Origin of the sequence: Rhodothermus profundi, from assembly GCF_900142415.1 — a bacterium.
Classification (GTDB): Bacteria; Bacteroidota; Rhodothermia; order Rhodothermales; family Rhodothermaceae; genus Rhodothermus; species Rhodothermus profundi.
In genome coordinates this window covers 75,172-95,839 of the sequence record NZ_FRAU01000005.1, presented here as the reverse complement: position 1 = coordinate 95,839, position 20,668 = coordinate 75,172, and the positions used below count along the sequence as shown (strand labels likewise).

Below are 20,668 nucleotides of genomic sequence, written 5' to 3'. Positions count from 1 at the left end.
CCTTTTCAAGGCCAGAGGGGGAAAGTGGATCGGTGGAAGGGGGGAGCGCATGCCCTCTCCTAGGCGAAGAGGCTTATGCAGGATTTACGTATGAGTCCTGTGTTAAGGATCTGGTAGTCATTGATATTAGCATTGGTCTTCCACAATGGGGCATTGAATTCGCCGCGCATGTCCCGCTTCCCTGGGGGCCTCGAGGAAAACAACTGATTAACGTATATCGATGTGTGGGAATGGGAAAGGCCTGTCTGCTGGGAACAACACGACTTGAGCCAGTAGGTGGATGTATGTAGTCGGATCATTTATTGGTGTGATATGGATAAGCAATTATCCGGAAAAGTATGTTGGATAGTTGCTTTTATGATATCTTTGTGGGGGTGCAAAAAATCAATTAAAGATCATAGTATAAAGCTGGATCTAAATATAGGGGATAGAGTTATTTTTGTTGATTCTTCTATGATTTACGATTTTGAACTGATAGAGATAGAGCAGGAAGAAGAGAAAAGTTTAATTAGTGGAGTATTTGATTATGTGATAGATTCTATTTATGTATACATAACAGACACAAAATGGGTGAAGGTATTTGATCGTTCTGGCAAATTTATTCGTATTCTTGGAGATAGGGGAACAGGGCCAGGGGAGTATCAAGATCCTCTTCAGATCTTTAAATGTAAGGAACTGATTGGCGTCTATGATGCTGTACTTAAGAAAGTGCTTCTATTTAAGAATTTTGAATTTGTGCTTGATTTTCCTCTGGTTGTAAGTGGTAATTTGTTTGAGGAGCCTTTTTGTCGCGGCCCCTTTCTGTATGCAGCCGTCCGAGGATATACGCCGGACTTTCCCTATCATCTTTTTAAAGTAGATACCAGTGGAAAGATAGTTAAAGTGGCTTTTCGTATGGAAGAAAAGTATCGCGGATACTTTAGAACAGGCCTTTTCTTTGCCAGATTATTAGATCTGGGAGATAAAATTTATTTTACGCATGCTCTGTACAAAAAAGCATTTTATTTTTCTTATGATCTGGATAGTCTGTATGCAGAAGAAATGCAGATGCCCAGAACGTGTCAGTTATGGCAATGGAAAAAGCACAAAGGCATTGCGCAGGATGCCGAATCATATGCTCAATTGCTAAAATCGCTCTCTATCTATACACATCTTGAGGCACCTTGTATCCTTGTAGATGTAAACAGGTATAATGGAAATATGATTTTTGTTTATAGATATGGAAATGGTGAAAGAAAAATAATTCTAGGTGTTTATCATAAAAAGAAAAGTATTGGAAATGTATTTATAGTTCCCCTGATTGATATCTTGATGAGAAAATATATAGGTAATGGCTATTTTGTAGATATATATATGAGTCTGTAAATGATAATCAATATAAAATTGAAATGGCTCGTTATAAATTGATGTTGAATTGAACAATCGGGCCAGGTCTGACTTTTTGCTGAGGCGTCGGGATGGAGCGTGCCGAAAGGTGTCCGTTGCTCCGACGGTAACGTGTGGCGTTCAGGCACACCTTCTATGAACCTGCGGGCAGGGTGCCAAGACAGTTGCATGCTGACTTTTCGCCAGGAAGCATGGTCAAGCCGAGGAACACCTCTGGGTGATCTGGCTGCCAGCCAGTCTCTCTCCTTCCTGCCTTTCGAAGGTTCGCTGAAGCCCCGTGCTTTCCAACCTACTACGAAAAAGCGGCCCGAACCTGGCCAGATGACAGTGCAACCGACCGAGCCTGTTGGGCAGATGGAAGGAAAAGGCTGCATGGTAGTTGCCGGTCGCCTGTCGGGGACGCGGCAGCAGCATCTGTTCAAAAGGGCCGGCCTGCCGCTCAGCCAGGTCCCGCCCTTGAGCAGAAGGCCCCATGAAGCCAGATTAAAGCCAGGGAAAGCTGTCTTCTGCCACCCGAATTTGGGAGAAGCATTCAGCCTCGAAACGCTCTGGGTATTCCCACCCACAGCGCGTACGGTTGCACCAGTACGAAAAGAATAGTATCTTCCTGCTGATACGAAAAGCCGATCGGTTCGCGTTATTCCCTTACCGAACGATCGAGTCGATTGCGATTCAGAAACAGCACTTTTCCAATGGGATGGGACGAAGAGGACATATATTGCTACTGGGACTTGTATTCCTGTGGGTCGTCTCAGGAGGGTGTCGGTCTGAACCAGTAAATTCGGGAGAGGCGCCGCGGCTGGTCGTTTCCGATACGGTGACGCTGAAACCGCTCTTTCGCTTAGGCGATACGCCTGCGTTGCTATTTGGCGTTGTCCGGGCCGCATTTTTTGACCGGCAGGGACGGCTCTGGGTGGCCGATGGACAGGCCGCGGCGCTGTATGTATTCGGACCGGATGGCGCGCTGTTGCAACAGATTGGGCAGCAAGGCGAAGGCCCGGGCGAGTTCCAGGCAATCGGGGGCATGGTTCGGGGGGTTAACGATTCGGTTTACGTCTGGGACTGGCGGCTTCAGCGGCTGAGCGTTTTCACCCCCACAGGTGCCTTTGTGCATGCGTTTTCAGCAACGTTCGGTACCTGGCCGCTGCGTGGATTGCCTGAGGGGATTCTGGTTATGTATTCAGCTCCTTTCCGGGCAGGAGAGGACGCAGATGATCAGGGCCGACGTCGGATCGTGCAACTGCTGAACTTTGATGGATCGGTACGGATCGATACCGTTCTGAGCCTGCCCGATGCGGCATATGTCATCTTACGGGGCGCCACTTTTGTGAGCGTACGGGTGGCGCCGTTTGGGCGGCGGCCGATTATTCGTGTGGATTCAGCCGGGCATATCTGGTACGGCCAGACGGATCGGCTGGAGCTATTTCGCTACGATTGGCGGCGTGGTGAGACCCGAAGGGTGCTGCAGTATGCGGTGACGCCCGTGCCGGTGGTTCGCGCCGAACGGGATTCGCTTCTGGAAAGTGCTCCGATGCTTCGCGAGGCGCAGTATACGTTCCCTGAGCATAAACCGGCGTTTACGAATTTTGTAGTGAACGAGGCAGGCACGCGGATCTGGGTGGCATTGAGCCGGCCTTACCGGAGACCAACTGTGTCGTGGGTGGTTTTTGATGAAACAGGGCGACCGCTGGGCGTGGTGCCGCTGGCTAGGCACCTGACGGTGCTAGCCGTTTCGGATACGCGACTGGCGGCGCTGGATGAGGACCGTCAGATTGTGATCCTTTACGAACTTCCTGAACCGCTTCGCGCAACATGAACCCAGGCCCTTCTGAAACAATGCAGATGGTAGCGCGCCGTCGCATTCGGAGTTGGCACGTGGCAGCGCTGGTGCTTGTGCTGGCCGTCGGTGGGTTGCTGCTCTATGCTTTCTGGCCGGTGCTGACCGGCCAGGAAGAAGCGCAGCGTCCCGAAAATGTCCAGGCTTCGGCGCCACCGGTTGTCGTGGAAGCGGTTGTCGTGCAGCGGGTGGACTTCCCGTTGCGGGCAGAAGCAACCGGTACGCTGGCGCCGTGGCGCCAGACAGAGCTCAGCGCCGAAATTAGCGGCCGTGTGGTAGCCCGTCGGGTTGAAGAAGGCGAGCGGGTAGCGGCGGGACAGGTGCTCGTGGTGCTGGATGACACGGAAGCGCGATTGGCGCTGGCCGAAGCCGAAGCCGCGTTACTCAAGGCACGGAGCGAGTATGCGGTGCAGCTCAGCCAGGCCGGGGCGGCCGGGATTGACTCGACGCGGCTGGCAGAAGCACGCAGGGCCTGGCAAATGGCGCAGGAAGCCTATGCCCGTGGGGAGATTGACGAAGCTACGCTGGATGAGGCGCGGCACCGTTACGAAGCGTTGCTATTACTGTCGGGCGCTCAGCGCGAGGCGGTGCGTCGGGTGGTTACGGGATTAGCAGAGGCCGAGCAGCGGGTAGCGCGGGCCCGCCTGCAACTCAACCGCACGCGCATTCGAGCTCCGTTTGCCGGACGCGTGGCCGATCTGAAGGTAGAGGTGGGACAGCACGTCAGTCCGGGACAGGTGCTGCTAACGCTGCTGGACGATCGGCGGATGAAGGTCGAGGTCGATGTGTTAGAGGCCGATCTGGTGCACATCCGACCGGGGGCATCAGCGTGGGTTCGACTGCCTGCGCTGGGCGACACGGTCGTGTCCGGAGTGGTGCACACGGTCAATCCACGGGTGGATCCGAAGACAGGAGCCGGACGGGCCACGGTGGCCGTCCCCAATCCGCAGGGACGGCTGCTGGCCGGTATGTTTGCCTACGTGGCGTTGGAGACGCGCCGTTTACCGAACCGTCTGGTTGTGCCGGCTGAGGCTGTGCTGGTGCGGCAGGGACGCGACCTGGTCTTTGTGATTCGCGGCGGACGGGCGCAGTGGACCTATGTAAGAACGGGGCCACGTTCGGGGGACCACGTGGTATTGCTTGAGGGGGTGGCGCCCGGCGATACGGTCGCCGTTCGAGGCCATCATGCACTGGCGCACGACGCGCCTGTGCAGGTAACGGCGGTCCATCCTGCTTTTCTGACCACAGACTGATTCAGAAGATCTACCATGCGCGCGCTGGTTGGCTGGTGCCTGCGGCGTCCGGTGGCTGTGACGGCCTGGAGCCTGTTGGTTGTGGGGTTTGCCGTCATTGCCTATGTACGGTTGCCCGTGGCCCTGTTGCCGGATTTACGCTATCCAGCGCTGGCGGTGTGGACGGCCTATCCGGACGTTCCCCCAGAGCGGGTGGAACGAGCCGTAACGGAACGGGTGGAGGCCGCTGTGGCCGGGGTAGAAGGGGTCGTAGAAGTAACAGGCCGCAGCCTCCTGGGGGGCAGTCTGGTCGTGCTCCGCTTCGGATGGAATACCGATCTGAACCTGGCGCTGTTGAACGTTCGCGAACAGCTTGACCAGTTAGGCAATGCGCTGCCTGATGAGGCGGAGCGACCGGTAGTGCTCCGGCTTGATCCAAGTGATCGTCCTATCATGATGCTGGCGCTCCGGCAGGCTATGCCGCGCGATACCGTCCGTCGCGTAGCCGTAGCAGAGCGGCAGGATCTGGTTGCCCTGAAGCGGTTGGCGCGTGACGTCGTAGCACGCCGCCTGGAGCAACTGGAAGGGGTGGCCCGCGTGCGCGTAACCGGCGGGTACGAACCGGAAGTAGAGGTGCGGCTTGATCCAGAGCGGCTGATTCGATATGGGTTGACGGTTGCGCAAATCGAGCAGCAGCTTCGGGCAGCCAATGTTACCCTACCCGGTGGACTGATTCGACGCGGCCCCTTCCGCTATGCGGTGGAGGTCAGTGGGGCCTTCACAGATCCTGCGGACGTGGCGGAAACGATTGTGGGCTATGCCGGACGCACGCCTTTGCGGCTGGCGGATGTGGCTGATGTGCGACCCGGGGTGGCAGAACGGCGCGGGCTGGTTCGCTTCGATGGGGACGAAGCGCTTCTGCTGCTGGTAGAACGCGCCGCCGACGCCAACACGGTAATGGCGGCGCGTCAGGTGCGCCGCACGCTGCGCGAACTGGAAGCCGAAGTGCCGGGCATTCGGCTTGATGTGGTCGTGGATGAAAGCCTGTTCATTCGCCAGGCCATTGCGGGGGTGCAGCAGGCTGTGTTGCTGGGCGGCGTGCTGGCGCTGATCGTGTTGCTGGTATTCTTACGCCGGCCTCGCGTGCTCCTGGCCGTTGCAGTCGCCGTGCCGTTGTCGCTGGCACTGACGCTGGTGGCCTTTGAGGTGGCTGACATTACGTTGAATCTGCTCTCGCTCAGTGGGCTGGCCCTGGGCGTGGGCATGCTGGTGGACAATGCCATTGTCGTCACCGAGAACATCGCCCGCCTGCGGGAACAGGGACTGGCACCTCTGGAAGCGGCTCGCGAAGGAACCGCAGAAGTCGCTGCGGCCATCACGGCCAGTACCCTGACCACGATTGCGGTCTTCGGACCGCTGGCGTTTGTGGAAGGACTGGCCGGTCGGCTCTTTCGCGACCAGGCGCTGGCCGTCGTCTTTTCGCTGCTGGCCTCGCTCATGGTGGCGCTCACGGTGGTGCCGGTGCTGGCATCTCGCGACCGCAAACCCGGACGCCTGGAACCCCTCGGAATACGCTGGCTGCTTGTTCGCTACGAGGTGCTGCTGCGCCGAGCGCTGGCGCAACGCGGTGTGGTGGTGCTACTTACCCTTGTTGCGTTGGCCGGAGCTGCTGTGCTGGCCTGGAAATTGCCCCGCCAGGTCATGCCGCACGCCGACCTGAAGCGCCTGACGCTGCACGTGAGCGCGCCGCCCGGTACTGATCTGCTTCAGCTCAGCCGCTGGTCCGAGCAGATCGAAACCTACGCCCTGCGGCTCTCCAGCGTACGACATGTGCTGGCAGATCTGGGAGAGCGGGATGAAGCACGGCTTGATCTGGACCCGCGCCCGCCGTACGAGGGGACGCTGACGCTCTTGCTGGACGAACAGGCCCGTTCCGAAGAGGTTGCCCGGCAGCTCCGCGATCTGCCTCTGCCTTCGGTGGTGACCGTCGAGGTTACGCCGGAACGCACCCAGCTAGAGCTCCTGCTGGCGCGGGGGGAAGCAGATCTATGGCTGGATCTGCAAGCAGACCTGCGCAGCGAGGCCGAAGCGGTTGCCGATCGGCTGCTGGCGCAGCTTCGCCGAGCGCCGGCATTGGTCAACGTGCGCCGAGCGTTTGCCGAGGAAGTCCCCGGCTATGCCCTTCATTTTCGGCGCGACGTGATGGCGCGTTTCGGGGTTGATGCCCGTCAGCTTGCCGACTGGCTGGCCGCGGCTGCACGCGGGCTGGAAGCAACGGCCCTGCAAACCGTTAACGAGGCCATTCCCATTCGCCTGCGACTGCCCCGTGCCGAGGCCTTGCAACGATTGCTGGGGACGGAGATTCCAACAGCGCAGGGGCTTAAGCCCATCGGGCTGTTCGTAGAAGCCCGTCCGGTGTCGCTACCGGCTTCTTTGTTGCGGGCCGGGCAGGCTCCGGTCGTGCGCCTGTTGGCCGACGTGGCACCGGATGCTGACCTGGCAGCGGCACGCGACGCGATGCGGCGCGCTCTGGCTACGCTGCCGCCCGGGGTGCGCGGCACAATCGGAGGGGCTACCGATGCGTTCCAGGAAGGACTGCGTGGAGCGGCCTGGAGCCTGCTGCTAAGCCTGTTACTCGTTTTTTTGATTCTAGCTGCTCAGTTTGAAAGTTTGCGCCAGCCGCTCATCATTCTCTTCACCGTTCCGCTGGCTACTATCGGGGTAACGTTAACGCTGGCCCTGACCGGACAATCGGTCAATCTGATGAGCCTGACCGGACTGGTCGTGCTCGTCGGAATCGTCGTGAACGATGCGATCATCAAGGTGGACTTTATCAACCGACGCCGCGCTGAGGGGTTGCCGCTGTTTCAGGCTATTGAAGCAGCCGGTCGCGATCGGCTGCGCCCCATTTTGATGACCACTGTCACCACGGTTTTAGGGCTGCTGCCTCTGGCGCTGGGCATGGGGGCCGGTGCTGCGCTGCAGCAGCCCCTGGCGATAACTATTATTGGAGGACTGCTCAGCGCGACTCTCCTGACGTTGATCGTAGTACCTGTGCTGTATGTGCTGGTAGCTGGAGGCGAACGCCGACCTTATGAACGAGGCCAATCGGCATAATGGGTGGATGGGGTGGCTGCGGCGGCCGGTGGCTATCCTCTCATGGGCCACGGCGCTGCTGATGGCCGGCCTCTGGGTAGGCCGGCAGATTCCTATTGAGTGGGTGCCGCGCGTCGAATTGCCGGAGGTGCATATTGCAGCGTCCTGGCCAGGCGCTGCCCCTCGACAGGTTGAGCAATATGTTACGGCGCCCATTGAGCGGGCCGTGCAGCGCGTCCCCGGCACAGCACATGTCGAAAGCCTCTCGGAAGAGGGACGGGCAACGATCATCCTGCAGGTAGCCCCGAACGTCCCGCTGGGACCCTATGTCGCCCAGGTGCGAGAAGAACTGGCGCGGCTGCGGGGCGTGTTGCCTGATCGCGTGGTGTCTGAGCTGACGCGGGCCGTGCCCGAGCAGCTTCGCGACCAGCAGGGGTTCCTGACCCTTCAACTCGTCGGTCCTCTGGAACCGGAGGCGCTGCGCCGGATGGCCGATGAATTCGTGGCCCCCCGCCTTCGAAGCGTACCGGGCGTGGCTTTTGTGCGCGTAGCAGGTGGGCGGGAACGGGAGCTGCTGATTACGCTGGATCCGGACCGGCTGGAGGCCTATGGCCTGGCACCGGCGCGCGTGCAACAACAACTGGCCGACGCGCTGCGCGACCGAAGCTACGGCCGGTGGCAAACCGGCCAGAACGCCTGGCTGCTATTCACGCCTCCGGAGACCAACCTGGAGGCAATTCGCAACCTGGTGCTGCATCAAGCCGCTCCCCGCGCAGCGCCTGTTCGATTGCGGGACGTCGCGCGCGTCGAGCTGGGGCCGGCGCCTCCTCGGTCGATCAGCCGTGTGGATGGCCAGCCGGTTGTGACGCTGGTGCTTGATCGAAAGCCGGGGAGCCATCTGCTCACGGTAGCGGATGCCGTTCACGCTACGGTCGAGCAGATCCGGATGGAACTGCCGGACGACGTGCGGCTGCTAGTGGTGCTGGACCGCAGCGAAGATGTGCGTCGCCAGCTGCGGGAGCTGCTCGTGCGTGGTGGACTGGGGTTTGCGCTGCTGGTGCTGGTATTGCTGGCACTCCTCCAGAGCGTGCGGGCCTGCGTGGCGGTGCTCTTCAGCGTTGGGGTAGCCGTGGCCGTGGCCCTGCTCCTGTTCCGGCCGCTCGGGCTGACGCTGAACTTGATCACGCTGGCGGGCATGGCCCTGGTGGCCGGTCTGCTGGTGGACAACAGTGTGGTGGTGGTCGAACAGCTCCTGGTGCAGCGGAAGCGGCTGCGAGCACGTGGCCTTCGGGGACTGGCGCTGGACGCTGAAGCAACGCGCCGGGCATTGCAGACCGTCTGGCTTCCCCTGCTGGGGGGGACGCTGACCACCATGATCGTAGCGCTGCCCCTTGTATACCTCAGTGGAGAGCTTCGCACGTTGTTCCTGCCTTTTGGCGTGCTGGTAGCGCTCACGCTGGGAGCTTCGCTGGCCAGTGCCGTGCTCGTAGTGCCCGTGCTGGGACGCTTTCTGCCGACGCCCCCACCCGTGCCGGCACGACAACGTCGCTTCCGTCAGCTCATTGCCCTGCCCTACCGCCTCGCCGCTCGGTGGCCGCGCCTGACGCTACTGGTGCTGTTTCTGGTAGTGGGCATTCCCCTATGGATCCTTCCCGATCGGTGGAAGCTGCCCGGCGAAGATGAGCAGGAACCCACCGACAACCAGACCTGGCGCCTGGCGCAGGAGCGGCTGGCCCGGCTCTACAATGCCACGCTGGGGCACGACCAGGTGATAGCCATTCGGCAACAGCTCGAACCCCTGCTGGGCGGGGTGCTGTTGCCGTTCTTCCAGAAAACTACGTTCGGCCGCCGCTGGCATTTTGAAATTCGTCCGGAAGTGTACGTCTATATGGCGTTCCCTCCGGGCACTCCGATCGGGCGAGCCGACACGCTGATGCGACGCTTTGAAGCGGTAGCGCTGGCCTCGCCGTCGGTAGCGCGGACGGTCACCCAGATAACCGAGCAATCGGCCTACCTGCGCGTCCGCTTTACAAAGGCGTCGCTGCGCACGGTCGAGCCCTACTTGGTGCGCGAGCGGCTCATTCAACAGGCCGTTCAACTGGCCGGCCTGCGATACCTGTCGGTGACCGGATTGCTGGAGCAGGGGTATTATAGTGGAAGCGGGATCGGGATTGCTGAATTTCGCATCGCGGCCTATGGCCCCAGCTACGAAGATCTGGAAGCGGTATGCGCGCAACTGGCTCAGCGCCTGAAGGCCGCTACCCCGCGCGTGGCAGCGGTCAACTACAACGTGGATCGGTACGGCCGGCCCGATGCGCGCGAAGTGCTTCAGTTTCGCTGGACCCCTGAAGCGCAATTGCGCACAGGACTGACCGCCGGCGATCTGGCGGCTGCCCTTCGACCCGTTTTCAACACGCGCTTTCCGTTTTTCCGGGCCCCGGTGGCCGATGCACCCTACCTGCCCATTCGCATCGAAGTGGCCGGAGCCCATCAGATTGACGTGGCCCGGCTCATCACGCAGCCGCTGCCTGTTACCGATAGCGTGCAGGTGCAACTTGCTGCGCTGGCGCCTCCTACGATTGTTCCTACCCCGTCGGCGATCGAACGCTTCGATCAGCAGTACCGGCGCTATATCAGCGTGGATTTTCGGGGGCCCTGGCGCCTGGGAGATCGGATTATCCGCCAGGTGGTCGAATCCATGCCCCTGCCGCCTGGCTATCGCCTGCAATATCCCACGTATTACTTCTTTGGAGAGCAAGAGCTCAAGCGTACAGTCCGATGGATGCTGCCGCTCACCATTGCGCTGGTTTTCTTGATTGCGGCCATGGTATTCGAGTCGTGGCGTCTGCCGCTGGTGATGCTGCTGAGCTTGCCCATGGCCGCCGTGGGCGTAGCCGTGGGATTCCTCTGGAGCGAGGCTAACTTCGCTGAAGGGGCGTTCATTGGGCTGGTGTTGCTGGCCGGTATTGCCGTCAACGACAGTCTATTGTTGCTGGACCGCTTTCGGCAACTCCGGCATCAGCGGCCGCACGGACGTCCCGACCAACTCGTCCGGCTGGCCGTGCGCGAGCGGCTGCGTCCCATGTGGACCACCACGCTGTCGTCTATCGTTGCTCTGCTGCCCCTGTTGATCTTTCCCGACGAAGAAGGATTCTGGCTGGGATTAGCTGTCACGGTCATTGGAGGCCTGCTGGCTTCTACCCTGCTGGCTCCGCTGGCTACGGTAGCCCTGATCAGCCGGCGTAAATCCTGAGATCCCTGAACATTGCGGTTTATGCGCCCAAGGCGCATGGTGCATGGGCCACACAGCCCATGCACCGGCTCCACAGATCGTGCAGGTTTGTTGCGGACACCTCCCCCGAAACCATCAGATTTTTAAGACCAGTCATGTGGAAGGCGTTTAAAACAGTTGCCCTCCGGGGCAATGTTTTGGATATGGCACTTGGAATTATTATCGGCTTTGCTTTTGGGGCCGTGGTGCAGTCGTTGGTTCAAGATATCCTGATGCCTCCGATTGGTTTGTTACTGGGAGGCGTCGATTTTTCGAATCTATTCTGGGTATTGCGGGAAGGAACGATTCCTGGTCCATATCCGACGCTGGAGGCCGCCCGCGAAGTGGGAGCCGTAACGCTGAATGTCGGCCTGTTCCTGAACAGCGTGGTCAACTTTCTGATCGTGGGATTCAGTGTGATTCTGGTGGTGAAGGGAATCCGACAGGCTGCTCCTGAGCAGGTTGACAGGTCGACGCCAGGGCTTACTCGACAGGAACAGTTGCTGATGGAAATTCGCGATTTGCTGAAAGCGCAGCGCGCGTAGTTGCAAAAAAGCGCATGGCTGCGTATCGTTAACACGCATTTTTGCTGCTGAACGTCAGGTGCCGTCTTGCGGCACCCAAGAGGTGCAACAGGGCGGAGCAGAAAAGCTGTGTGTGCTGTTGCGACATACCTTTCTGCGTACGCACCGGGGATGAGGGGCAGGATCAGATTGTCTGGCAATATGATTGCGGACCCCAAACCAATTTCGCGGTGCAGTCTATGGTGTGGCTACCTTACGTAACCCTCAGGAAGCAGTTAGGGATAGCTTTGGGACTGCTGCTAGCCTGTGGGCTCACCGGCTATGGGCATGCGCAGATTCGAGGTGGGGCTGAGATGGCAAAATTTGAGCCGGGCGACCTGGTGCTCTATCAGGAGGACCTGTCTGGCATGCCCATTGGGGCGCAGGTAGCCGGTTGGGAGATCATCCAGGGCAGCTACGAGGTGGCGGAATTTCAGGACAGGCGCTGGTTTCGGCCGCTCACCTACGACACGCATATTCTCCGTCGCATCCGTTTGCCGCAGGAGTTTAGCGTGGAGTTTACGGCGTACTTCTTTGAGCCAGGCAACGCGGAGCTACGGGTTTTCCTCCACACAGCCAAAGAAACCCAGCGGCTCGGTCCTGATGGACCGGCGCAGGTGTACCTGATCGTAGGACGGGTGGATAAGTTGGACGGCTTCAAGCTCCGGAAGCGGGTGCGTCCTTCAGGAGTCATCTATGAGGATGTGGCGGCGCGTGGGTACGACGCCTACGAGGGGCAAGGGGGATTTCCAGCCGATCGGCCGCATCGGATTGCGCTGCAGGTTCGCGGGGGGCAACTGGCGCTTTTTTTCGACGGCGAGCGGGTAGCCATAACGCCTTTCCACCCTCCGGCGCCGATTGAAGCGATCAGTTTTCGGTTTCTGTCGCGCAGCGGGCACGCGCTGCCTTACAAGGATCGGCCAGCGTTGCTGGGAGCGCTACGGGTTGCTGGCTATAGTCAGCCGGTGGGGCGAGCGGCTGGTGGCGTTTTCCTCTACTGGGCGTTACCGGTTCCGGAGGAACGGCTGCCGCGACTGTTTGCCCAGAGCCAGACTCTTAACGGGAGCTTAGCGCTGGATGCCCTGCGTCAGCGTTATGGATGGAAGGAGGTCACCCTGGTTGTGGTGCCGCTTCCCGGCAATCCGTTTGGTTCGGATGCGGTGCAGGTCCAGCTTCAGGAGGCGGAGGCCTTTGTGCAGAAGCTCCGGGAGGAGCTGGAAGAGGCACGCCGAGTGGGGGGCGGGCTGGTCATTGTAGGCGATGGAAGGGACAGCCGCACCGAGCGGGAGCGGAAGCTTCTGGCTCGCACGCGGGCACTTGCCTTTGCGGCCTGGCTGGCTCAGCAGGGTATCGGTAATCAGCAGGATCTGCTTCGGCTGGTGGCCGGCGGGGACGCGTATGAAGCGCTTTACCTGGTGGCTGACAATGGAGGATATGAGGGCATCATTTATTAAGATGAAACGGATATATCGCCGCATGTCCATGCGTATGCAGCACGCAGGGGGTAGCCTGCTGCTGATTCTGCTGGGGAGCCTCAGTCTTTCGGTGCAGGCTCAGCAGCTTGTCTGGCTCGGCACGCTGGGCGGCAGCGCCAGCGCCGCCTTTGATCTTACGGTCGTTGGTGATACGATCATCGTGGTTGGCCGCGCTCGCAATGCCACCGAAGCTCCTCGTCCTTTCCGGTGGACGCCTGCCCATGGCCTTCAGGATCTGGGAACCCTGGGCGGGACAGACGCGGCCCTGTCAGGCGAAGCCTGGGGTATTTCTGCGAATGGACGCACTGTCGTGGGATGGGCCGACAATGCGCAGGGAACGGACCGTGCGTTTCGGTGGACCGACACGACGGGCTTTCAGGACCTGGGGACGCTAGGAGGGGCCACAGGTTGGGCAACGGCTGTTTCGGCAACGGGCGCGGTGGTGGTCGGCTATGCTGAAAACGGACAGGTCAATCAACATGCCTTTCGGTGGACTGCCGCTGCCGGCATGCACACCCTGGATCTGGCCGATCAGGTCGTCAGCCGGGCCCTGGACGTAACGGCCGATGGCGCTACCGTCGTCGGCTGGATGACCCCCGATGGACACACAACGCTGGCCTTTCGGTGGACCGAAAGCAGTGGACTGGAAGACCTGAATACCACCTATGCCGCGTTGCTGCAACCGGCCGGCGCACCGGTACCTTCCGTGCTTGTGGAAGCCCACGCTGTCTCTCCTGATGGACGCTTTATCGTCGGGGTCGGCTTTGATGCCCAGACCATGCGGGCTGGAGTCCCCTTCTGGATCGATACCCGGCAGCCCACAATCCGGTGGCTGGGATTGCCGGCGTCAGACGACGTGTCCTTTACGATGGCGCAGGCCAACGATGTGTCGCAGGCAGGGACGGTAGTGGTCGGCGTAGCCATCGATGCAGGGGGGACGTCACCCCGGGCGTACCGCTGGACGGCTGCGCAGGGGCCGGAAGATCTTAACGTGGCCTATGCAGGCTTGCTGTCTGACGGTTCGGTGTTGCTGGAGGCGACGGCCGTCTCGGCGGACGGCCGTTACATTGTGGGCTACGGCTATCGGGCGGCCACGGGCCGTCAGGAAGCCTTTTTGCTGGATACCGGGGTAGCAACGGCAACCGCTCCGGTGCTTGCGCCAGGATCCTTCCTGTTGCTGGGCAACAGTCCCAATCCGTTCCGCACGACCACAACGATTCAATTTGTGCTGCAGCAGGAGGGGCCCATCCGGCTGGAAGTGTTCGACCTGCTGGGCCGGTCGGTGCGCGTGCTCCTGGACGGATACCTGCCGCCGGGGCCGCATCGCATTGTCTGGGATGGACGGGACGCGCGGGGCCGACTGCTGCCTGCTGGTGTGTACCTCTACCGCCTGCGCCAGCACAATCAGACGCAGAGCCGAACGCTGATGCTGCTGCGTTGAGCCGAGCTCTCCGCAGCCTCTTTGTTTGGGCAGGTGCCTGCCCAGGATACCGCCACAGTGGCTGCGCTGCTGACGGCTACACGCGACGCCAGCCGTTACGTGCGGGACCTTGCAGCAATGGCTCTGGCCCGGGCACGTAGCTGGACCCGCTCGCTTGTGGCTCGTCTGGAGGAGCGTCAGCAGCAAGGAGATCCCGATGAAAACGTTGCCCGGAAGTTAGAACAGGCTTATCTCCAGGTGCTGCGCCGGGAGCCGCATGCCGCGGATCGGTTGCTGGCCATTGTGTTGCGTCGGGAAGGGCCTGTGCGCTGGCGTCAGGCCCTTCGGGAAGGACCTCCGGTCGACCCAGTTGTCGCCCGTGCGCTTCTGACGCATCTGGAACGGGTGCCATGGGAGACCTGGGCACGCCCGCCCCACCGCGCTTCTCAAAAGGTAGAAAACGGGCAGCAGTCGGGGAGCGAAGACCCATCCCCACTCGTGCTCCTGCGTGCCCTGGTGCCCGGAGATCTGCTGGCTCCCTGGTTGATCCAACAGGCACTTCACCGCACAACCGCTCCGCTGCCCATGCGGCTCTACGTAATCGTACAGGCCAACTCCATACCGCCAGCCCTGCAACAAGCCGTGCAAAGACTCTGGATCGAAGCAATCCAGGCTGTCGAAGTCCCCGAGCTCTATGCGTTGCTTGATCGGCTGGGTTTCTCGGGAATTCGGGCGCTCATCGACAGCCTGTGGCACGCGCCGGACGCGCTGAAGCGGGCGTGGCGGCTGCTGACGCAACCTGAAGCTGCACGCATACTTCCCATGCCTCAACGGACGGATCTACCCTGGCTGGAAGCACGACTGGCTGCTTTGCCGCCCGGTGACCAAGATTCGCGGCTGCAGGTGTTGGTAGACCTGGGAAGGCTGTACGAACTGGGAAACGATCCAGGGCTGCGCCAGGCCGTCTTTCAGACGCAGATTCCCCGACTGCTTTTGCGCTACCTCTCCAATCCGGTAACATGTCAATGGGTAGCGATTGCACTGGCCAATCTGTATGGCCGATGGATGCCGCCCCGGTGTCCATAGCAAAAAGCCAGACCACCTTCTGTTAAGGAAGTAAGGAGAAATGCGTAATCCCCTGTCAATTTAGAGAAGCGCTTTTGAGATGGGTTGACAGGGGGACATTTTCAATTTAATAAAAGATAGTACTCAGTCTTAATTAAACTGGCTCAAAAGGGTTATGAACGGCTATCGACTGGTCGGGCTGGCCCTGGGCCTGCTGCTGGGCGTGTGGGGACTGGTGATTGGTTGTCGCCAGCCGGAGACCGCCTCGGAGGAAGGCGTTTCGGCAGAGCCCATTTCGCTGACAGACGAAGAGTTTGCCCGGGCCAAGCAGCTCTTTTTCAACTACTGCGCGGGCTGCCACGGCACCACGCGGCGAGGGGCCACGGGGCCCCATCTGCTACCGGAAGCCCCCGAGGGCAGCCCGTATCCAGGTACGCGGCAGTTGGGGACCGCCGCGATCAAGGCGTTTATTACGAGTGGCACGCCGGGCGGCATGCCAGACTGGGGCCGGCAGGGCATCCTGTCGGAGGAAGAAATCGACCTGCTGGCGCGCTTTCTGCAGTTGCCGCCACCGCCCATTCCGCCGATGAACCTGGCGGACATGCGCAGTTCCTGGAAGGTGCACGTGCCCGTCGAGGAGCGGCCCACGCGTCCTCAGCATAACCGCAACTGGCGCAACTTCTTCGGGGTCGTGTTGCGCGATGCGGGCAAGGTGGCCATCATCGACGGCGACACAAAGGAGCTCCTCAGCGTAATTAACACAGGCTTTGCCGTGCACATCCTGCGGAGCTCCGCCTCCGGTCGGTACTTCTACTCGATTGGCCGCGACGGCAAGGTTACGCTGATCGATCTCTGGATGGATCCTCCTGCGCTGGTGGCTGAAATCAAAGGGGCGTACGATGCGCGTTCGGTGGACGTCAGCAAGTACCGGGGGCGTCGGGGGAATTTCATCGACCGATATGCGATTCTAGGTGCCTACAACCCGCCGCACTTCGTGATTCTGGACGGCCTGACGCTCGAGCCACTGAAAATCATCCGGACCAGTGGGTACGACGTCAACGAAGGCCTCTTTTATGATGAAGCGCGGGTCGCTTCCATCGTGGCCTCGCACCACGACCCGCTCTGGGTGGTCAATGTGAAAGAGACCGGCGAGGTGTGGCTGGTAGATTATGCGGGCGTGGCAGCGGGCAAAGTCAAAATCGATGTGCTGAACGCCGAGCAGTTCCTGCATGATGGCGGCTGGGATCACACGAAGCGCTACTTCCTGGTCGCGGCCAACAACAAAAACAAAATCGTGGTGGTGGATGTGCAGGAAAAGGAGGTGGAGGCCATTGTGGAAACCGGCATCCGACCCCATCCCGGACGAGGCGCCAACTTCTACAACCCTACCTACGGTAATCTCTGGGCAACCGGCCACCTGGGCGACAATACCATTGCGCTCATTGCCACGGATCCCGGCCCGAACCAGTGGAAGGTGGTCAAAAAACTGGAGCTACCGGGCGTAGGAGGCGGGACGCTTTTCATCAAAACGCATCCGAAATCGCGCCATCTGTGGGTGGACCGGACGCTGAACAACGATCCGGAGCTGCAACGCACGATCTATGTGTTCGATACCGAAACGCTGGAGCTGGTCAAAGAGCTGAAGATTCCCGAGTCGATCCCGCAGGCCCGGGCGGTCCATCTGGAATTCAACCAGAACGGCGACGAGGTCTGGGTGTCGGCCTGGGGACGGAAGGATGATCCGTCCACCAACGCGATTCTGATCTACGACGACCGGACGCTGGAGCTCAAGCAGATCATTCAGGGCGACTGGCTGATCACGCCCACAGGGAAATTCAACGTGTACAACACGGCCAACGACATCTACTGAGATGCGCATCTGGATCCTTGCAGGTACCCTGCTCCTGCTGGGACTGGGCCAGGGGGTCCGGGCCCAGCAGGAGCCGCTGATGGTTGAAGCACAGCTCGACTCGGTGGTCATCACGGCGCATTTTGAGCCGACGCCGCTTTCGAAGGCCGTGCAACCGGTGCGGGTACTTTCGGCAGGACGCATCGGGTTGCAGGCCGCCTCGCATCTGCAAGCGCTCCTCTACCAGGTTCCCTGGCTGGCCCTGCGGCAACACCGGGTGCTGGGTGGCGCGCCTGAATTGCAGGGACTGGGGCCGCAGCATGTGGCCATCCTGGTCGATGGCGTGCCTGTGCTGGGCCGCATCGACGGCCGGCTCGATCTGGCGCAGTTGCCCCTGACCAACGTGGCCCGCGTGGAAATCGTCGAGGGACCCTCGTCGGTCTTCTACGGCTCCCATGCACTGGGAGGTGTCATCAACCTGATTACGCGAGGCGGTGGGCAGCTCCCCGAAGGGCCTTCGCTGCGCTTTCGGAGTTATCTCGAAAGCGCAGGAAGCTGGGACAACAGTCTGGATCTACGTTACCGGCGCGGTGCGTTCTGGGCTGGACTGCAACTCGGACGCCATGCGTTTGACGAGGTCGCCGGAGGGGCCGGGGGCGCCCGGGCGGCTGACTGGCCCGAACGCCGCCAGCGCTTTTTGCTGCCTATGCTGGGCTGGACCGGGCGCTGGGGACGGCTAACCTACACGGCGCACCTTTTTGATGAAGTCCTCACCGAGCGCGGTGAGCCGGATGCCGAGGGCGTGGCCCGAGATACCGAATACCGGAGCCGGCGCACCCGGCATACGCTGGCCTATACCCGCCGCTGGGCAGGACGCTACCTGCAGCTGACAGCCAACTGGAGCCGGTACGATCGGAAGATCATTCCTTTCCTGGTGCAGACCCAACGCGGTAGTCGAATCCGCCAGACGGCGGCCATCGACACTACCGTGTACCGTCAGGGCTTTCTGCGGGGGCACTACCTGCACCATCTGGGGACCACCGGCCTGCAACTGTTTGCAGGCGGAGAAGTATGGGTAGAGCAGATTGAAGGAGCCCGGATCGCCTCAGGCAGCCGCCGGCTGGGCACCTATGCGTTGTTCGGAGGCCTGCTGTATCGCCTGGGTCCCTTGCACCTGCGGCCGGCCTTCCGCTACTCGTTCAACGACGAAGGGCAGGCGCTGCTAACGCCAGCGCTGAACGTGCGGCTTGACCGGGGCGCTACCCACACCTGGCGCGTCACGCTGGCGCAGGGGTTCCGGGCGCCCTCCCTGAAGGAGCGTTACCTGAAGTACTGGATGACGCTGGGCCCTAACACCTATCACATTACGGGCACGCCGCAGCTTCGGCCCGAAGTCTCCTGGCATGCCAGTCTCCGCTACGAGCATCGCCGGCGGTTGGGAACGGGACAGGGCGTGCTGGAAGTAGCCGCTTTTCTGAACAACGTGCGCGATCTGATTGCGCTCAGTCCACTGGTGCGCGATGCACAGGGCATCTGGACGCGCCATTATGAGAATATCCGGCGGTATCGCACGCGCGGGGTTGAGTTGACCGTGCGGCTGCAGGCGGCAGGGATGGGCCTCTGGGCGACGGTGACGCCGCTCTGGCGCTATGTGGAGCTTTCGGAGACCTACCCGGACGCCCCGTCTTATGCGTCTGTGATCGACGTGCTGGGCGGCGGGGAAGCCATGCTGCCCGGTTCGCTCCAGGTGTTGGTCCTGTATCGCTATGGCGGCCGTCAGACCATCTACTATACCGTACGAGATCGGGCTACGGGGCAGACGGCGTTGCGGCAGGCCCGGGTGCCTGACTACCATCTCGTGGACCTGACGCTGCAGCGGGCCTTCTGGCAGCAGCGGCTCTGGATCAGCGTCGGCGTCAAGAACCTGTTTGATGTGACGAATCTAGGACGAACCGTCTGGGACGTGCGTCGCGCCCATCAACGCAACCTCTTCCTCTACGGCCGCACCTTCTTCCTCCAACTCCGCGTAGGATGGGAGCGGTAGGCCTCGCGTGCAAGCGCATACCATTTCTGCTCAATACCTGGCGGGCCAGAACATCTTTGGGACGTTTGTGACGGTTTTTTGATAGCCAATCATAGGTTGCAAAACCGCTGAAAATGTGTCTTCTCCTTTAGGAAATCCTCTAAGAAAAGGCAAATGTTCCGATGGAGGAGAGTTAGCAAGAGCAATTAATGGTAAAGCTGATGGAAAAGATCTGGAAAATTAGCTCATTAACTCCACTTCAGACGGGTGGTGTAAACGGCCGAACAGACCGTGTCTATGAGACCGGGATCATGGGTTCCCTGCGCTGGTGGTACGAGGTGTTGGTGCGGGGTTTGGGTGGGAAGGCGTGTGATCCTACGGCCAAAGAGGTGCGCTGCCCGCAGGATTCGTCAAAAAAGCCCACCGATCCTGGCCACCACTGCGTGGTGTGCGAACTCTTCGGCTGTACCGGCTGGGCGCGGAAGTTCCGGCTGATGGTGGTGGATGAAAACGGAGGCGTCATTCAGGATCAGATCCGGGCTGGCCAAATATTCGCCCTGAAATTCATCCCTTTGCGTCAGATTCGGCCTGAAGAATGGTGCCTTCTAGATTTAACTCTACGCCTGATTGACAAATGTGGAGCCATTGGTGGGAAGACAGTATTCAAGCCCTCCGAAGAATGGGGTATAGCGGATCTAGGGGCTGAGGACTTGGATGATTCCAGTGGCCAAGTAATTGTGCACCATGCTCGTCGTGGTCTTCCATTGCAAGGGAACGATGTAATCTTGGAAATTGAAGGAACTCAGGTCGCCAGCCTTACTGAGGTTGAGACATTGCTCCGTGGAAGACGCCACGGTGACCCTCTGACGATCATGGTTCAGCGCAGGGGCAGTCAAACACAAATTGATGCATGGGTAGGTAAAAGGCACCATCAGGATTTTGGTCTTATTGCAGTTGAAGCAAGGCCCCAGGGGGTAGAGTGCACTCGTGAGCAGATAGAAGCCTATGTGAAAGACGATCGATGGTGTAAAGGATTTGACAATAGCGCTTTTTCGTGGGCCTCTCTCCAGCACTTCTGGTGCGTGAAAAGAAGGTATCTGGCACGGCAGGATGCAGATACAAGTTCATTCAATTTCGTAATCGGCAGACCAGAGCCCAAAAATCAGTCTTCCCAAGGTGACTCGTGGCTTGCCGGAAGACGACCTAATCGGCAACGAAATATTGATCCCGAGAGCAAAAAGGTTTTCAGTTTCAAGGAGCCAGAGAATGCGCGCCGGACTTTCGGTTTTGTCCAGAATCAAGACGGGTTTCAAGAAATAATGGAAAGACTGAAAGTTCTAAGGGACGGTAATGGAAACGGAAGAAAGCCAGATCCGGGGTGGAAGGATTTTGATCCTGAGAAAGAGTTTATCAAAGGCGAGCAAATTCTTGAGCGATTGTTCTCGTAGGGG

The 20,668-nt window shown here is 60.0% G+C and carries 12 protein-coding genes; all 12 read left to right on the top strand.

Annotated features, from left to right (window positions below; all coding sequences use genetic code 11):
- Positions 1-312 precede the first annotated feature (312 nt).
- Complete coding sequence (locus tag BUA15_RS08395) at positions 313-1,365, top strand: 6-bladed beta-propeller (RefSeq protein ID WP_084660555.1); 1,053 nt, start codon at positions 313-315, stop codon at positions 1,363-1,365.
- 718 nt (positions 1,366-2,083) lie between these two features.
- Positions 2,084-3,202 (top strand): 6-bladed beta-propeller, encoded by a 1,119-nt coding sequence (locus tag BUA15_RS08390; protein ID WP_072715537.1) that lies wholly within the window; start codon positions 2,084-2,086, stop codon positions 3,200-3,202.
- A gap of 20 nt (positions 3,203-3,222) precedes the next feature.
- Complete coding sequence (locus BUA15_RS08385) at positions 3,223-4,476, top strand: efflux RND transporter periplasmic adaptor subunit (protein ID WP_245771985.1); 1,254 nt, start codon at positions 3,223-3,225, stop codon at positions 4,474-4,476.
- Between the two features lie 15 nt (positions 4,477-4,491).
- Positions 4,492-7,572 carry an efflux RND transporter permease subunit gene (locus tag BUA15_RS08380; RefSeq protein ID WP_072715535.1) on the top strand — a complete coding sequence of 1,027 codons (3,081 nt, stop codon included), beginning with the start codon at positions 4,492-4,494 and terminating at the stop codon, positions 7,570-7,572.
- On the top strand, positions 7,550-10,804 hold the full coding sequence (locus BUA15_RS08375; RefSeq protein WP_072715534.1) for an efflux RND transporter permease subunit: 3,255 nt from the start codon (positions 7,550-7,552) through the stop codon (positions 10,802-10,804). Before BUA15_RS08380 ends, BUA15_RS08375 begins: the two co-directional genes overlap by 23 nt.
- Before the next feature lie 134 nt (positions 10,805-10,938).
- A complete protein-coding gene (gene mscL, locus BUA15_RS08370; protein ID WP_072715533.1) occupies positions 10,939-11,367 on the top strand; it encodes a large conductance mechanosensitive channel protein MscL in 429 nt (142 codons plus the stop codon).
- Between the two features lie 266 nt (positions 11,368-11,633).
- A complete protein-coding gene (locus tag BUA15_RS08365) occupies positions 11,634-12,839 on the top strand; it encodes a hypothetical protein (RefSeq protein WP_245771983.1) in 1,206 nt (401 codons plus the stop codon).
- A 28-nt stretch (positions 12,840-12,867) separates the two neighbouring features.
- On the top strand, positions 12,868-14,301 hold the full coding sequence (locus BUA15_RS08360; RefSeq protein WP_178139399.1) for a T9SS type A sorting domain-containing protein: 1,434 nt from the start codon (positions 12,868-12,870) through the stop codon (positions 14,299-14,301).
- Between the two features lie 57 nt (positions 14,302-14,358).
- Positions 14,359-15,366, top strand: coding sequence for a hypothetical protein (locus BUA15_RS08355; protein ID WP_143149590.1), 1,008 nt, complete (start codon positions 14,359-14,361; stop codon positions 15,364-15,366).
- Between the two features lie 154 nt (positions 15,367-15,520).
- A complete protein-coding gene (locus tag BUA15_RS08350; protein WP_072715529.1) occupies positions 15,521-17,215 on the top strand; it encodes a nitrite reductase in 1,695 nt (564 codons plus the stop codon).
- 1 nt (position 17,216) lies between these two features.
- Positions 17,217-19,238, top strand: a complete 2,022-nt coding sequence (locus tag BUA15_RS08345) for a TonB-dependent receptor plug domain-containing protein (RefSeq protein ID WP_072715528.1) — start codon at positions 17,217-17,219, stop codon at positions 19,236-19,238.
- A 200-nt stretch (positions 19,239-19,438) separates the two neighbouring features.
- Positions 19,439-20,665 carry a type III-B CRISPR module RAMP protein Cmr1 gene (cmr1, locus tag BUA15_RS08340; RefSeq protein ID WP_084660570.1) on the top strand — a complete coding sequence of 409 codons (1,227 nt, stop codon included), beginning with the start codon at positions 19,439-19,441 and terminating at the stop codon, positions 20,663-20,665.
- The last annotated feature ends 3 nt before the right edge of the window (positions 20,666-20,668 follow it).